This is a genomic window from Streptomyces roseochromogenus subsp. oscitans DS 12.976 (genome assembly GCF_000497445.1).
GTDB classification, from domain to species: Bacteria; Actinomycetota; Actinomycetes; order Streptomycetales; family Streptomycetaceae; genus Streptomyces; species Streptomyces oscitans.
In genome coordinates, this window is the sequence record NZ_CM002285.1 from 9,364,255 (window position 1) to 9,378,763 (window position 14,509).

A 14,509-nucleotide genomic window follows, 5' to 3' on the forward strand; every position below is an offset into this window, starting at 1 on the left:
GCGGAGAGTTGATCCCCAAGCGGGCGGCCCGGCCGCCGGGGCCCAGGGGGTGCGAGACACCGGACCGCGGCCCCGACGGACCGCAGCCGCCCGCCCGATCGCCCCCGACGTACACCGTCACCCATGCCTTGCCTTGTCCAGGAGGTCACTGATGCCGCGCATCCCTTCCCCGTCATCGTCCACCGCCCCCGCCCACGGGCACGACCCCGAGGTGTCGGCGCCCGGGTCCCGGCGACGACAGCCGGACCGAACCCGACCAGCCGCGCCACCCAACCGCACCCCCGTCGCCCTGGTCGCTTCGCTCCTGGGGTTCACCGTGATCACCATCGACGTGTCGGCCGTGAACATCGCACTGCCGGCGATCCGGGTCTCCCTCAACAGCGGGATGACCGGGCTGCAGTGGGTGGTAGACGCGTACACATTGATGTTCGCGGCCTTGATGCTCTCCGCCGGCGCCATCGCCGACCGCGCAGGCGCCCGCCGCGCCTACGCCTGGGGCGTGGCTCTGTTCACCCTCGCCTCCCTCGGCTGTGCGCTCGCGCCCGGTATCGGCGTGCTGGTCGCCGCGCGCGTGGCGCAGGGCGGCGCCGCCGCGGTCGTGATGCCGGCCTCGCTGGCTCTGATCCGGCAGGCCTATGAGGAGGCCCGGGAGCGCGCCCGCGCCATTGCGCTGTGGACGGTCGGCGGATCGGTGGCGATGGCAGCGGGGCCGGTGCTGGGCGGGCTGCTCACGGAGTCCGCCGGCTGGCGGGCGGTCTTCCTGCTCAACCTCCCGGTGGGCTTGGTGATCCTCGGCCTGCTGGTCCGCGTGCCACACTCCCCGCGCCGGCCCGCCGCACTCGACGGCGGCGGCCAGCTCACCGCCGTACTGGCTCTGGCCGGGCTGACCTTCGCGGTGATCGAAGGCGGCCACCTGGGCTGGACCAGTCTCCCCGTGCTGATCGCCGCCGTGCTCGCCGTCGCCTGCGGGTTCGCCTTCCGCGCGGTGGAGTCCCGACACCGCCAACCCATGGTCACCCTGACCATGCTGACGAACCGTCAGATCACTGTCCCGCTTGCGGTCGGATTCGCCGTCAACGCCGCCTTCTACGGCGGGATTTTCCTCCTCGGGCTGTACTACCAGCAGCTGCGCGGGATGTCGGGGACAGCGGCGGGCCTGATGTTCGTCCCCATGTCGGTGGTGGTGACGGCGAGCAACCTTTTCTCGCCGCGCCTGGTTGAGCGGATCGGGCGACGGCCGGTGATCGTCGCCGGTCAGCTGGTCTTCACCGCGGCCATGCTGGCCATGCTGCCGCTGGCCGCACACACCCCGGTGTGGCTGGTGCTACTCCTGCTGCTGCCACTGAGCATCGGCGGGGCACTCGCGGTACCCGCGCTGACCGCGCTGCTGATCGACGCAGTCCCAGGGGAGCGCGCGGGGACGGCGTCAGGGCTGCTCAACTCCCTGCGCCAGACCGGCGGTGCGCTCGCCGTCGCGCTCTTCGGCAGCTTGCTCTCCGGCCCCGGCGGCGGCTTCTCCCTCCCGGGCATGCGCCTCGGACTCCTCGCCGTCGCCGCCCTCCTCCTCGCCACCGCCATCCTCTCCCGCCTTCTCCTGCCCCGCGACTGAGTCCCCATCAGCCCGCTCACCCGGCCTCGTACAGCCGCTCCAGGCCACGAGAACGACCTCGTCGCGCCGCCCCGCCTCGGCAGTTCAAAGGGGCGCCCCCCTTCCGCTGCAGCAGGCGGGTGACGGGTGGCGGGCGCCGCCTCAGCGACCTGGAACGCCTCACCGCCGACGAGGAAGCACCGACCAGCGAGGCCAGGGCCTCTACACTGCTCGCACCGCATTTCGTCAGTAGCCCCGAAGTAGGCTCGATCGGCGGGCTGCGGCAGCCGAGGGTTGCCTGCCCCGTGCCTCAGCAGCCCTGTGCGACACTCGCCCCGTGATCATCGAACGCGCGTACGTGCCCGTGGCTTCATTCCAGGACGAGTGGCCCTGGTCCGTTCCCTGTGTACGCGCGCTCCTGGCGGACGGACTGCGCTTCACCGCGCCGGTGACGTTTCTCGTCGGAGAGAACGGTTCGGGTAAGTCAACCCTGGTCGAGGCCCTGGCGGAGGGATTCGGTCTGGACTCCTGGGGAGGCTCGCACAACTGGCGCTATGCCCCTGACCGCCCGAAGTCGGTGTTGGGTGAGCGGATCCGCTTTGACGCGGCGCCGCACGGACGACGCATGCTGAGAAGCTGGTCGGCCCGCAAAGGATTCTTCCTGCGCGCCGAGACGGCCCTGAACGCGTTGAGCCGGGAAGGGTTCGAGCCGGATTCACTCAGCCATGGGGAGGGCTTTCTCGCGGCCTTCCGAGGCCAGTTCATCCAGCCGGGGCTATACGTGATGGACGAGCCGGAGGCGGCGCTCTCGTTCGCCTCGTGCCTGGAACTGCTGGGGCACCTCGACCAGTTGGCCAAGAAAGGGGGCCAGGTCATCTGTGCCACCCACTCTCCGCTCCTGACCGCGCTGCCCGGGGCGGACATCATCGAGATCGGCGAGCACGGTCTGCGCCGGGCGGCCTGGGACGAACTTGCCCTGGTCGATCACTGGCGCCGCTATCTCACCGACCCGCAGTCCTATCTGCGGCACGTCCTCGACTGAGCTCGCTTCGACGTCCTGGCCTCGCAGGCGGTTTTGGCTCACCGACGACATGCGCTTCGAGCGGTGGCGGAATGAGGCCCGGCACCAGTCTGCGGGGTGGCCTCCTCGCGTGCGGCGGCATGAGCGGCGCACGGGGGTCCCAGTGTGGGAGCGTGGGCGCTGCCGTGGGATCGCCGGCAGTGGGCGGTGTACGAAGTCGGGGTCCGCGGCGAGGGCTTGGCGGGCCTCGCCCGTCGTCGTTGCGGGCTGATTTCGCCCCGAGCCAGCTTGCGGATCTCTCGTACGAAGCTCTCCAGCAGATCCGACAGGTTGGCCTTCTCCAGGTCGGTGGTGCGGTTGTCGACCACGCGATCTTCCCTGTGCCCCAGGAGTCGGTGGCACAGCCCATGCGCGATCGGAAAGCGGGGCAGGCTCCTTGCGATCCTGCCCAGCCGCTCCACCTCCTCTGCAGCGCCCATCAGTTGGCAAGCGCGTGCTGTCGCGGGAGCCCGGTGCCCATCAGGCTGCCGTACCTGCTCGGCCTTCAGCCTGTGGGCTTTCTGCTGGGCGCCGTGCGCCCGGGATTCTTCCCATGACATCACGGGATCACCACCCAGGAAGCTTCGCAAAGCCGCGGGTCAAGCTATTTCGCCGGTAGGTCAGTCGGCTTACCGAACGGCAGCAGGGTGTCCACCGTGTCGTACGCCTCCGCCCCGGCAGGGGCTGGTTCGCCGACGGCTGGTAGCTTCGGGGCGCGTCGAACGGATGGGGTGTTCGGGATGGACACGCAGGGGGCCCACGGTCACCGGCACCGACAGCGGGGGCGCGCCGGCGGCGGCCCGAAGTTCAGGCGTCGCCGCGAGCACGGCAGCTGGCGGCTCACCGCTGACGGCCTGGAACACGAGGCGGCGTTGGTAGTGCTGCGCAAGCGGCGCCCGTCGGTCGGCGCCTGGCCGGCCTGCCGCGTCGGCTCGGGCGGCTCGATCGCGCTCAACGCGCCCGGCCGCAATCAGAGCGCCAAGTTCCGTGGCCGGCTTGACGTGGTGCCGGATCCGGACGGGGGCGGCGGCGCACTGGTGGTCTCCGGAGCGATGCTGGAGACCATGAACGGGATCATGCTTGCGCCGTTGTTCGGGTTCGTGACGCTGGTGACGCTCGGCATCTTCCTCCTCGGAGCTCTGACCGTCACCATCCCGCCGCTGGTCATCGGCCTGGTGGCGACCCCACTGATGGCTGCGCTGACGGTGTTCTTCGCGCGCGGCCGCGGCCGGGCGTACGACCTCGACGCCGACCGGCTCTACCGCGACCTGCACAAGCTCCTGGCGCCGATGCGCCCGGAGCCTCTTGGAGACTCCCGGCGATTGGACCGGTCCTGAAACGGGCGGCGCCGCCCCCCCGCTCTCCAGGCCGCGACGGGAGCACGCACGGGTTCCTGCGCGGACGCCACCCCCGTGATCGAGCGGATTCCAACAGGCCGAAGGCCCGCGTTCGAGGCGCCGCTTTGCACGCCAGCCGATACCCCCGGGCCACAGCAATGCGGCCCAACTCCCTGCACCCGGCGCGCCCTGGAGGCGACGACGACGTGCCCGTCACGGTGTACGGCCCGGCGGCGCTCACCGAGTTTTGGGACACGTTTTACGCAACGGACGCAACTACAGGCCATGCCTTCGCTGTCCGACAGGGAGTCGGGCCCATCAGGGCCGACGAATGAGAGAGCGGGGCAGGTCGTGGGACAGCGTAAGGGCGGCATAGGGATCGCACTCGTCACAGGCGTGATGCTGATGGGCGTGAGTGCCTGCGGCGGGAGCGCCAGTGCCAAGGCGAGCGGGGACGACGCGAAGGTGTCGGGCAAGCCGGGTGCGAGCGCCTCTCCCGCGCCGACGAAGCCCGCGGGCCCGCCGATGCTGCTGGATTCGATCACCCCGCAGACGGGAACCACGGTCGGCGTAGCCATGCCGATCTCGGTGGTCTTCACGAACCCGGTGGCGGCAAAGGCACGGGCCGCGGTGGAGAAGCACATGAAGGTGAGCGCCTCGCAGCCGGTCATCGGCGCCTGGCACTGGTTCAGCGACGGCACGCGTGTCGACTGGCGGCCGCAGACGTACTGGCCCTCCGGTACGAAGGTGAAGGTCGACGTTGACATGCAGGGCGTCAGCAACGGCAACGGACGCTACGGCGTGCGCAACTACACGCACGCCTTCACGATCGGCGATGATGTGCGCGCGGATGTGTCGGTGACCGGCCACACCATGAAGGTGACCCGGAACGGCAAGCTGCTGCGCACCCTGTCGATCAACGCGGGCAGCGCTCAGTACCCGACGTGGAACGGCACGATGGCCGTCATCGACAAGCAGGAGAAGGTCCACATGACCTCCTGCAGCGTCGGCATCAGCTGCGACAAGTCCAGCCCCAACTACTACGATCTGACGCTGCCCTGGGACATCCACCTGACGCAGTCCGGCACATATGTGCACTACTCGACCGGCGACCCCACCCCGGGCAGCGGCAGCGCCCGCGGCTCGCACGGCTGCGTCCACCTGTCCATGCCGGACGCCAAGTGGTTCTACAGCCAGATCAAGCAGGGCGACCCCGTCACCATCACCGGCTCGTCCCGCGCCAAAGCCGAGGCCGACAACGGCTACGCCGACTTCAACCTGGAATGGGACCAGTGGCTCGCGGGCAGCGCGTCCGGGAAGGCGACGACCGCGGCGCTGTGACACGCCCAGGTGGCGGCGCCGGTCAGCACTCGATGATGCCGACCGCGAGACCACTGTCGTACCCGACCTTGGGGCCGGCCGGAAGCGGTCGGCCCCTTGGTCACACCCCCACTCGTGCCACCGTCGGCCAGGTCAGCGGACAGGGGACCGAACCCGTCGAAACACTTCACCCACTAGGGTGTGGACCAGAACTCCACGCTGTCTCCTGCCTGCTGGTCGGCCAGCGAACCCTCGGATGCGCCATGAAGCAACTGGTCCGGGCGTCCGGCGATCTTCAGGTGGTGGGCGGCTCGCCGTCCTGGCCGCACTCGCACATCGGACCGCCCTGCGTTACACGATGCCAGGCATGACCTCGTCCGGGACGACCAGCTACGTCGCAAGAACCTCGTCGACTGGGCCGCCGCCCGCACGTAGGTGAGCGAGGTCGTCCGTGGCTGCGGGGGGGGGGCCACAGATCGCAGCGAGTGGCATGGGAGCGCAACAGCCGAGCTCAAGCCTTCTACGCCCGGCACGGATGGAAGCCCGACGGACACCATCGGCCTGGTCCAGGTAGCGCGAACTACGTTCGCATGTGCCTCCGCCTGGACCCCGAAGTCCGACCCCGCCGAGGTGGTCAGCTCGCTTCAGACCTCAGGGACAGAAACGGGCACTGAACCACCGGCACCTTGCCGAAGGAGACGACACCTCACCGACAACCGCCCCGCCGGAACACCCACCGGCGGGGCGTCGCCGGCACAGTTCGTCGGCACCGCGAGCGCCGCCTTCGCCGGCGTTTTCAGCGCCGGGTGACAGGGCTGTCTCCTGGCGTACGGCCTGCGTCTTTTCTCACCCGTTCGGGGGTGGGGGAAACGCCGGGAGGGAGGCGGGTGGCGAGGGCACGGGGGGAGTGCCCGCGGGAGGCGTTCGGCGCGGAAATCCCAAGGCGGATCGGCGGGCGGGGGGACGGGCGCCGGCCCGGGCACCAGGGGTGTGACGTCTGGTGCCCGGGCCTGGCGGTGCGTGCATGGTGCGTAGGTTGTCAGACAATGGTGGGGAATGGGGTCCCCGGCCCGATTCCGGCGGGCCGGGGCTCCGTATTGTGCTGTCGGTTTCCGGTCAGTCGTCGTCGCGGTCCCCGCGGTCCCCGCGGTCACCGTGTTCGTCGCGGTCGTCGCGGTCGCAGTCCACGCGGAAGCTCGCGACCACGCCGTTCTTGACGTGGATGCCCTTGGTGTGCAGATCGTCGACGCCGAAGCTGGAGCTGTGGGGGCCGACGGTAGCGATGGGGGCGCCGTTGTCGCAGACCGCCCCGCGGAAGACCTCGACCCGCTTGCGGCTCTCGTTGTGGACGTTGAGGGTCTTGGCACCCAGGTCGCTGACCACAGTGATGCAGTCACCCGGGTGGGCGGAGTAGGACCGCTCGTTGATCTCGATCCGGCCTTCCTCCTCGCGGCCTCGGCCTTCTTCGCGCCGGCCTTCGTTGCCCTTGCCCTGCCATTCGTTGTTGTTGTTGCCCTTGCCCTGCCCGGAGCCGGCGCTGGGGGTTGCCGCTGGGGCGGTTGCCGGGTCGGCGGCGGCCGGGACGGCAGCCGCCGGGGCCGCCTGGGGCGCTGGGCCGGAGGCCGCCGAGGCGTAGGTGATGCCGGTCACGGCGAGTGCCGCGGCGGCCCCGGCAGCGGCGGTCACCATGGTGGAACGAGCGAGCTTCATGTCGCTTCTCCCGTCTCGAATCTCGGAGATGTCGGCTCGTCAGCCGACTGCGATCAAACGTACTCATGGCTGTCATATCGGTCATATCGGAAAGTTCGTGACATGGAGCCGATTGGGGTATATGTGGACCTCTCCGTCGCCTGGTCGGGATGTGAAGTAACCAAATAAAAAGGCGTATTGAATGACTATTAACCCTTCCGGATGATCTACTGACGTCCGCTCACCCCATGCCGACGCGTGTCGCTGCGAAATCCATGAGTTGATCCGTGTTACGGGACCGGCCGTGCTGAAGACGGCCGGCGGGAGATCGCAGACTGGCGGCGAGCGCTGGCCGACCGCAGCACGCGGTGGCCGGGCACCGGCACCGCGCCGCCGGGTTCTTCCCGGTTGACTGCATGGGATCGCGATCGGTGTTGTTCAGTCAATCGAGAGGTGGCAACGTGCTGTTGACGTCTGCGAGGTGCGGGTCTGACGGAGAAACTGCGCGTTCTCGAGCCTGCCGGCGTCGACCTGGTCTGAGATCGGCACGCGGCCGCGGCCAGGTCGCGGTGCGGGCTGACGGACATCGACCACACCAGTCCTCCCGGCCACACCAGTCCTCCCGACCCCGCCCTTGGCGACACCGTCACCCCCCAACTCCGTACCCGAACCACGATCCCGTCCACTTCCGGTCTGAGCTGAACAGCACTGCCGCCGCCGTCTGAGTGCATGCGGTCCCTCCGATCGCGACCGCGCCGGGGCCCGTAGGGGGAGACGTTCCGCGCCGGGAGGCTCGGCGAAGGCGGTACGGGCGCGGGCCGGCCCGGCGTCAGCTCCCTTGCCGGCCCGGCCGATTCGCGCCCGCACTCTTGTTAGGGCTTGTCATGTTCGTGGTAAGAAAGATGAACCTGTAGCCACTAGCGGTTCAAGGAGGCGCATCAGCCCCATGAGCACACGCATAGCCGCCGCGGCGGCGCTGGTCCCGGCCGTGCTGGCCGCCACCGCCGGTGTCGCGTCGGCCCAACCCGCACACACCGCCGCGCAACCGCGCCCGGCCGCCGTCGTCACCCTCACCTACGACGACAGCCAGGCCGGCTCCTGGGAGAGTGCGATCGACCAGGCCGTGGCCAACTGGAACGCCGCGGAGCACAACGTGCAGCTGCAAAAGGCCGATTCATCCAGCTCGGCCGACTACACCTACGTGGCCACCGACGGCTGGCCGCAGACCACCCTCGGCCCCATCTTCCCTGGCGGCAGCAAGGGAGAGGTCGACCTAGGACAGGAGGCCCTGAACGAGGGCTACGACGCGACCCGCATCGCCGCCCACGAAACCGGGCACATCTTCGGACTCCCCGACGACTACAGCGGCCCCTGCTCCGAACTGATGTCCGGCCACGGTCCGGGCCCCTCCTGCACCAACGCCAAACCGGACGCCGCCGAAGCCGCCCAGGTAGACCAGAACTACGCCAACAGCGGTGGCACCGCCTCCCGTGCCACCCACCACATCGTCATCACCGACGGCTGGCCGAACCGCACCCTGGCCCACGCACACTGACACCCCTCAACTCAGCGACAGCCCGGCCCCGTAGCGGTACGGCGACCCACCCGTGCCGGTACGTCACCTCGGTGACGTACCGGCACTGCGGCCGAATCAAGGTCTGAAGCCCCGATGCACTGCCCGGAAGACGGCCGCCTGTTCCGAGTGCCCGCAAGCCAGACCGCGCTGCAGGTCCTTGCAGTGTCACTTCCTCCTGCTGCAGACAGTCCTCGCCCTCCACCCTCGCCAGGATCCGGGCATCGGGCTTTTGCCCGTCGGGAGGCCTCCGCCGCTTATGTCCGTCCTGTCAGCGACCGCGATCTTGTGCGGATGTTCGGCCAGGGCGCGTGCAGGCCGCCGCCATTGCGTCCGATGCCGTAGCCGAAGCGGTTCTGCGGCGGCCCGGGCAGCGTCCCAGTTCTTGGGCGTGACCTCGCCTGTTCAGGTGTAGGCAGCCGGAATCCGGGCAGGGGCGGTGAAGAAACGGACCACGAACAACGGGGTGAACACCATACACGGCGGCGGAGGGTTCAGCGGGGGCGGCCACCACGGGGGTGGATTCAGCGGGCACCATCACAGCGGTGGGCTGGGCCACCACGGCAACTCCCAGCATCACCATCACACCGGGGACTCGCAGGGCTTCGCCTGGATCCCCTCGTTCCGGCGTCGTGGGTCATCAGGCGACTCCGCGGGAGCGGGTCCCATGCGCGTGACGCTGGGCCTGGTGCTGGTCATGGGCATCGCTGCGTTGCTGCTGGCGGCCCACTGATCAGGGACTCATGCGCTGTCAGCGCTGGCACACAAGGCGAGCCTCCTGCGATGGCACAGCTCGCTCTGGGTACCTACCGGTGCCGGGTGATCCCGGAGGCGACCGTGCGTGCGGCCGCCTCCGCCGCGCAGCAGGGGATCGCCACCGCCCCCGACTACGCCACAGGCCACGTCGAGACCCTGCTCACGCCCGCCCTGGCCGCCCACCCGGCCCTGCGGGTCGACACGAAGGCCGGCTGCTTCACCGCGGCCACCGGCACCGACGCGGTGAACGCCAGTCCTGGCTGGGGGCAAGGCGCCGGCCGGGCACGGCATTGCCTCGGACTACCTGCGCCGGCAGATCGGCCGCAACCGCGAGCAGCTGGACCTGCTCCTGCTGCACAACCCTGAGCACGCCCATCCCGGCTATCGCACCGCCCTGCACCGTGCGATCCGGGACGCGTTCGTGGTCCTGGAGGAGGCCGTGGCCGCCGGGCACGCGGCCGGGTACGGGATCACCACATGGGCGGGTATGGAAGAGCAGCGTTCACGGTGGGGGAGCTGCTCGCCCTTGCCGCCGAAGCCGCAGGCGGCCGACACCATCTGGCCGCGATCCAGCTGACGGTCAGCCCGGTGATGATGACGCCGATCACGCAGGCCCTGCACGGCCGTGGCCCGCTGCCGGCCACCGTCGGCGGGTGGTCCGCCGTGGCGGAGGAGGTCGTCGAGGAGTTGCAGGTAGCGGCCGTAGCGTCCCGGTGTGAGGGTGAGGGTGAGGGTGTCGAGGGCATGACGGACACGACGCGAGCTCACCAGTATCCGGACCATACATGTCGAGCGATCAGGTCCGCCGAGCATCTCAGGTCAACCCCTGCGTGCCGGTGCTGCCGCAGCATCCCTGCGCTGCTGCGGCGGGCCAGGTCCGCATCGTCGATCAGTGCGTCCCGGATGAGCGTGGACCGTCCGTGAGGCAGACGGGTGGGGATGGTGAGCCACCGCTGCCGGACCGGGTCATCGAGGTCGGCGAGGCGGGTTCGGTGCTGGTCGTCGCGGTGGGTGAACTGTACCGAGGTGCGGTTGCTGGTCTGGCTCGCGGCCTGGACCTGGCCGGGCACCGGGCCGGACGGCCGGGAAGGCGCCCACGTCCTGATCACCCACACCCCGCCTTCACCGGCCATCAGTCGCCGAGGTGATCGAGGCCCGCATGCGGCGCCTCGCCGACAGCCTCGGCGGACTGGGCGGGGCCAGGGACGTCGTGCGGGACGTCGGCCAGTGCCTGCAGATCATCGGTGGTCGGGTGCCGCTGCACTTCCCCGGTGCCTCCCGCCAGCCGCGGCTGCCCACCCGCCCGGCTGGACGGCACTGCTCGCCCGCAACAGCGAGGCCGTCCTCCTGCTTGACCTGGACCCTCTGTCGCAAGCCGCCCAAGCCGCCCAGATCGATACCGTCCTGGACGCCGCCCTCGCGGCCGACCGGTTGCTGTTCGGACGCGCACGCACCCGCTGAACCGTGGATCTTCTCGTACGGCCCCGGATGGACGGATGAGAGGGAACTGCCGTGGAAATCTTCGAACGCGCCCGGCTGGACGCCTACTTCGCCAGGATCGCCGCCCGGTTCGCCCGCGGTGAGCAGACCGTCTGGTTCCTGATCCCTCGCTCTCCACCCTCACCACAGTCCACAGCCGCTTCAGCGGCCGCCTCGCCGGAGTGATCGAGGAGACCGAGAACGGACACCGCCACTACGAGGGCCTCGACAAACTTCCCTGCCAACGAGAGCGACGACTTGGCCGCTTCCGCAACCACTCCAGGTAAAGGTGGCGAGACGGACACGGGTACCTGCACCTGGCCGTAACCGCCGCGAGCTGCCAGCCGTTCTTGCGCCTCGCCCGCCCCGGCAGACCACGGACGGGGTCCCGCACCCGCCGCCGCAGATCCGCCCGGACGAACCTGCCCGCCACCCGAGCGAACAACGCCTCCAAGTCAGCAGTCTGGCCCGCGACTTCAGTCATCCCCTCCACACCGGGACAACGCCAACTGCCACCTCAGGTCACGAGCCGCTGCTGGACTACCGACCCTCGCTGTGGCGGGGCCGCTCGTCCCGTACCCGGTTACGCAGCGTTTCCCTGCTGATACCGAGGTCCTTCGATACGCCCTCCAGCTTGTGGCCCGGGTCTGACAGGTGCATGCTGCTCGGACTCGGCTGCCTGCGTCCGACACCTGATCGAGATGCCGGGCCCCGCAAGCCGGCCCGTGGTGGTCCGATTGTCGTGGTTTCGTATCAATGACCTGCTGGACGGCTTGATGGAGCAACCTCTGGCCTGGGAGGCCCATCAGACGGAACGGAACTGACCTTCTTGCCCCCTTTGGGGCAGTACCAGCCGGAGCCGCAAGATGAGAAACCGATCCGCCGGGGTCCACCGGTCCCGTGGCCGGCGCCGTGTGTCCCGTGCCCGTCGTTGGATCGTAGGGGCGGTGTCCGTGGCCACACTCGGACTGGTCGCCTGGCAGGTGATGAGCTACTACGCGATCCCGCCGTTCACAGACAAGGGCGACCCCGTCAACTACGACCAGGCTGGCAGCGCGCAGCACGGGAAGAGCGCGAAGGCCGCCGACTCCAGGACGCTGATGCCCACGGGCCCCAGGGCCGAGTTCAGGAACGTCAAGACCCTGAGCGACGGCACCCACGTCAGCGTCGTCACCCTGGACGGACAGAAGTCCGGGTTCAAGGGCAAGGTGTGGGTCTGGGCGCCCAAGGAGTACCAGGAGGCGAAGTTCGCCTCGAGCGGCTTCCCCGTGATGATCGCCCTGCCCGGCGGTCCCGGCAACGACAGCAACTACTGGTCGGTGGGCGAGTTCGGCCCGGACAGGCTCTCTCTGGAGAAGAGCATCTCCAAGTGGTACGAGGAGGGCAGGAGCAAGCCCTTCCTGCTGGCCATGCCGATCCTCAATCCGGGACCGGACACACACGGCATCTACTGGGACGCCAGTGACATCCCCGACCAGCCCAAGATGGGCACATGGCTGACAGAAGACGTCCCGGACCTGATGAAGGCCAATTTCCGCACCATCAAGGACCGTGCGGGCTGGAGCTACATGGGTTCCTCCACCGGCGGCTTCGCGAGCCTGAAAGCCGTCCTGAAGCACCCCGACAAGTTCAAGACCGCCATCGCCAACGGCCCCGATATCGTCCCCGACTCCCCGCTGTGGCGGGGTCACGAGAAGGAGATGCGGGAGAACAATCCCAAGGTGCTGGCCAAGCGACTGGCGGCCGCCAACGGACCGGACGTCTACATCGCGTTCCAGGTCGGCACGAGGGAGAACGCCGCGACCATCAACGCCGTCAAGAACTTCATGGCCACCTACGGCAAGGGTCCCGTCCACACCAGGCTGTGGGAGATACCCGGCGGTACCCACAACGGCGCCACCTACCTGAAGCAAATGGAGGGGCCCACGCAGTGGATCAGCGAGCAGGTGGAGGGCCCCACACCATCCTCCTGAGCCCGGGGTGCTGCGCTGCGGCGTTTCCGCAACGGTGTTCCAAAACCTCTGCCGCCGACAGCAGGGCCGTACCCGAAGCGGCCCGGGCAGTACACCGCCGGCTTCGGCCGGTCCGCTCCGTGCTCAGCCCGGCAGGCCCCGCACGAACCTGGTGATCAGCGTCGCCACTGCTTCGGGGGCTCGCAGGCCCATGCGGTGACCGGTGTCGATCTGAGCGACCGTGATCCTCGGCCGGTTACGGGAAAACTGGGCCACACCGAACAGCTCAAGGCCCGGATCAGCACCCTCGAACAGCAGGTGATCGACCTGGAACTCGCGATCCAGGAGCCTGACGACGACCTTGCCGCCGCCCGTGCCGCGAACCGCGAGCTGATGGCCCAGCTCAACCGCCACGCCGATTGATCAAGCAGTCGTGATCAGCTGAGACATGCGGGCGCCCGAGGCCGTGACTGCTCTCCACTCGAGAAGCTTCGATGAGACCCCAGGCGAGTGGCTTCGCGGCACCCGGCCACGGAGCCTGCGGTGCCGTGCTGTGAAGCCGTGGGGAGCTGTTGGTGGTGGTGCTCTCGCGCTTGGCGGTCAGGATGGCTGGACTTGGTCGAAGAGGGCGAGGGCTTCGGCGGGGTCCGGGCTCACGAGGCGTTCCAGACCGGCCGTCGTGATCTTCGCCCACCTGCTGGCCCGTACCCACATGTGTTCCTCGAAGGCGCGGACGGCCTCGTCCAGATCGCCAGGGGTGGGGGCGGCGGCGATGGACTCGGCGAGTTCGGCGCCTTCCAGCATCGCGAGGTTCGCGCCCGCCCCCAACGGGGGCATCAGATGGGCGGCGTCGCCCAGTAGCGTCACCCCGGGGACGTGGGTCCAGGTGTGGGACACGGGCAGGACGTAGAGGGGGCGGTGGACGAAAGCGGTGCCGTGGTGGAGGAGGTCGAGGACGGGAGCGGCCCAGCCGTCGAACAGGGCCAGCAGGCTTGATCGCACGGCCTCGACGTCGGCCAGGTCCAGGTTGGTGTGCCAGTCGAGCGGTGCGCGGAACTGGGCGTGCACCTTGACGTGGCCGCCGCTGTTGCGCTGGGCGACGAGAGCTCGGTTCACGCCGTACACAGCCACGGAACCGTCGCCGATCAACCGGGCGAGGTCAGGGTGGCGGGTGTCGACGTCGTCCAGGGAGGTCTCGACCGAGGTGACGCCGGTGTAGTGCGGCGTCACCGAAGAGACTGCCGGGCGGATCCGGGACCAGGCGCCGTCCGCGCCGACCACGAGGTCGAACGTCTCCTGTCGTCCGTCCGCGAATTGGACCAGTACGCCATCCCGGGTCCCCGGCACCACCTGCGTCACGGCCCGCCCCCACTGGACGTCGAGAGGGCCGAGCAGCAGGTCACGGAGTTGCCCGCGGTCGATCTCGGGATTGGCCCGGTCACCGGGGCGGGGTTGCCAGTCGCGCAGGACGGTCCCGTCCGCGTCCAGGATGCGCATGGCCTGCCCCTCGGGGCGAGACAGCGCCTGGAACTCCGCCAGCAGCCCCGCCTTGTCCAGTGCGAGCTGGCCGAGCCCTTCGTGCAGGTCCAGTGTGCCGCCCGGGGGGCGGGCGTCGGGGGCGGGATCGCGTTCGAGAACGGCGACGGGGTAGCCATGGCGGTGCAGGACGCGGGCGAAGGTAAGGCCGGCCGGGCCGCTCCCCACCACTGCGATACGATGTCTCATGTCGATACACTGTATTTCTCCAATACGATG

Annotated in this window: 15 protein-coding genes and 1 pseudogene; 9 read left to right on the plus strand and 7 right to left on the minus strand. The window is 69.4% G+C overall.

What is annotated here, in order from left to right:
* Nucleotides 1–151 precede the first annotated feature (151 nt).
* From M878_RS90150 to M878_RS90170, 4 genes are all read left to right on the plus strand, one after another.
* On the plus strand, nt 152–1,609 hold the full coding sequence (locus M878_RS90150) for an MFS transporter (RefSeq protein WP_023553605.1): 1,458 nt from the start codon (nt 152–154) through the stop codon (nt 1,607–1,609).
* 316 nt (nt 1,610–1,925) lie between these two features.
* Nucleotides 1,926–2,630 (plus strand): AAA family ATPase, encoded by a 705-nt coding sequence (locus tag M878_RS90155; protein WP_023553606.1) that lies wholly within the window; start codon nt 1,926–1,928, stop codon nt 2,628–2,630.
* A gap of 758 nt (nt 2,631–3,388) precedes the next feature.
* Entirely contained in the window at nt 3,389–3,985 is a 597-nt protein-coding gene (locus tag M878_RS90165) for a hypothetical protein (RefSeq protein ID WP_023553608.1), read from the plus strand.
* A gap of 351 nt (nt 3,986–4,336) precedes the next feature.
* Complete coding sequence (locus M878_RS90170; protein ID WP_031227293.1) at nt 4,337–5,326, plus strand: L,D-transpeptidase; 990 nt, start codon at nt 4,337–4,339, stop codon at nt 5,324–5,326.
* Between the two features lie 1,095 nt (nt 5,327–6,421).
* Here M878_RS90170 and M878_RS90175 read toward each other — a convergent pair.
* Nucleotides 6,422–7,015 (minus strand): hypothetical protein, encoded by a 594-nt coding sequence (locus tag M878_RS90175; RefSeq protein ID WP_023553610.1) that lies wholly within the window; start codon nt 7,013–7,015, stop codon nt 6,422–6,424.
* Nucleotides 7,016–7,940: 925 nt separating this feature from the next.
* Between M878_RS90175 and M878_RS90180 the strand changes: the two genes are divergently transcribed.
* From M878_RS90180 to M878_RS98000, 3 genes are all read left to right on the plus strand, one after another.
* On the plus strand, nt 7,941–8,549 hold the full coding sequence (locus tag M878_RS90180; protein ID WP_023553611.1) for a snapalysin family zinc-dependent metalloprotease: 609 nt from the start codon (nt 7,941–7,943) through the stop codon (nt 8,547–8,549).
* A gap of 484 nt (nt 8,550–9,033) precedes the next feature.
* Nucleotides 9,034–9,300: a hypothetical protein gene (locus tag M878_RS90185; protein WP_158692864.1), complete on the plus strand. Its 267-nt coding sequence runs from the start codon at nt 9,034–9,036 to the stop codon at nt 9,298–9,300.
* Nucleotides 9,301–9,350: 50 nt separating this feature from the next.
* Nucleotides 9,351–9,689: a hypothetical protein gene (locus M878_RS98000; protein ID WP_158692865.1), complete on the plus strand. Its 339-nt coding sequence runs from the start codon at nt 9,351–9,353 to the stop codon at nt 9,687–9,689.
* 15 nt (nt 9,690–9,704) lie between these two features.
* On the opposite strand, the gene M878_RS98005 is transcribed toward M878_RS98000, so the two are convergent.
* Genes M878_RS98005 through M878_RS000000101230 form a run of 3 tightly spaced genes read right to left on the minus strand, consistent with a single transcriptional unit; the run spans nt 9,705 to nt 10,587 of the window.
* Nucleotides 9,705–10,091 (minus strand): hypothetical protein, encoded by a 387-nt coding sequence (locus M878_RS98005; protein WP_167345789.1) that lies wholly within the window; start codon nt 10,089–10,091, stop codon nt 9,705–9,707.
* A complete protein-coding gene (locus M878_RS90195) occupies nt 10,088–10,432 on the minus strand; it encodes a WbqC family protein (RefSeq protein ID WP_245238332.1) in 345 nt (114 codons plus the stop codon). Before M878_RS90195 ends, M878_RS98005 begins: the two co-directional genes overlap by 4 nt.
* A 23-nt stretch (nt 10,433–10,455) precedes the next feature.
* On the minus strand, nt 10,456–10,587 hold the full coding sequence (locus M878_RS000000101230) for a hypothetical protein (protein ID WP_023553615.1): 132 nt from the start codon (nt 10,585–10,587) through the stop codon (nt 10,456–10,458).
* Nucleotides 10,588–10,835: 248 nt separating this feature from the next.
* On the opposite strand from M878_RS000000101230, the gene M878_RS98010 reads away from it, so the two are divergent.
* The gene (locus tag M878_RS98010) at nt 10,836–10,988 is read left to right on the plus strand and encodes a hypothetical protein (protein WP_023553616.1); all 153 of its coding nucleotides are present in this window, start codon (nt 10,836–10,838) and stop codon (nt 10,986–10,988) included.
* Nucleotides 10,989–11,133: 145 nt separating this feature from the next.
* On the opposite strand, the pseudogene M878_RS000000100815 reads toward M878_RS98010, so the two are convergent.
* A pseudogene (locus M878_RS000000100815) lies at nt 11,134–11,286 on the minus strand (IS701 family transposase); the annotation flags it as partial.
* Between the two features lie 469 nt (nt 11,287–11,755).
* On the opposite strand from M878_RS000000100815, the gene M878_RS90200 reads away from it, so the two are divergent.
* The gene (locus M878_RS90200) at nt 11,756–12,775 is read left to right on the plus strand and encodes an alpha/beta hydrolase (protein WP_106962909.1); all 1,020 of its coding nucleotides are present in this window, start codon (nt 11,756–11,758) and stop codon (nt 12,773–12,775) included.
* Between the two features lie 123 nt (nt 12,776–12,898).
* Here M878_RS90200 and M878_RS99130 read toward each other — a convergent pair whose 3' ends face one another.
* Nucleotides 12,899–13,168, minus strand: coding sequence for a hypothetical protein (locus M878_RS99130; protein ID WP_078630529.1), 270 nt, complete (start codon nt 13,166–13,168; stop codon nt 12,899–12,901).
* 186 nt (nt 13,169–13,354) lie between these two features.
* Nucleotides 13,355–14,479 carry an FAD-dependent oxidoreductase gene (locus M878_RS90210; protein ID WP_031227296.1) on the minus strand — a complete coding sequence of 375 codons (1,125 nt, stop codon included), beginning with the start codon at nt 14,477–14,479 and terminating at the stop codon, nt 13,355–13,357.
* Nucleotides 14,480–14,509 lie beyond the last annotated feature (30 nt).

Coding starts and splice junctions, on each gene's coding strand:
- M878_RS90150 (WP_023553605.1), top strand. CDS start 152: ATGCCGCGCATCCCTTCCCCGTCATCGTCCACCGCCCCCGCCCACGGG.
- M878_RS90165 (WP_023553608.1), top strand. CDS start 3,389: ATGGACACGCAGGGGGCCCACGGTCACCGGCACCGACAGCGGGGGCGC.
- M878_RS90175 (WP_023553610.1), bottom strand. CDS start 7,015: ATGAAGCTCGCTCGTTCCACCATGGTGACCGCCGCTGCCGGGGCCGCC.
- M878_RS90180 (WP_023553611.1), top strand. CDS start 7,941: ATGAGCACACGCATAGCCGCCGCGGCGGCGCTGGTCCCGGCCGTGCTG.
- M878_RS98000 (WP_158692865.1), top strand. CDS start 9,351: ATGGCACAGCTCGCTCTGGGTACCTACCGGTGCCGGGTGATCCCGGAG.
- M878_RS90210 (WP_031227296.1), bottom strand. CDS start 14,479: ATGAGACATCGTATCGCAGTGGTGGGGAGCGGCCCGGCCGGCCTTACC.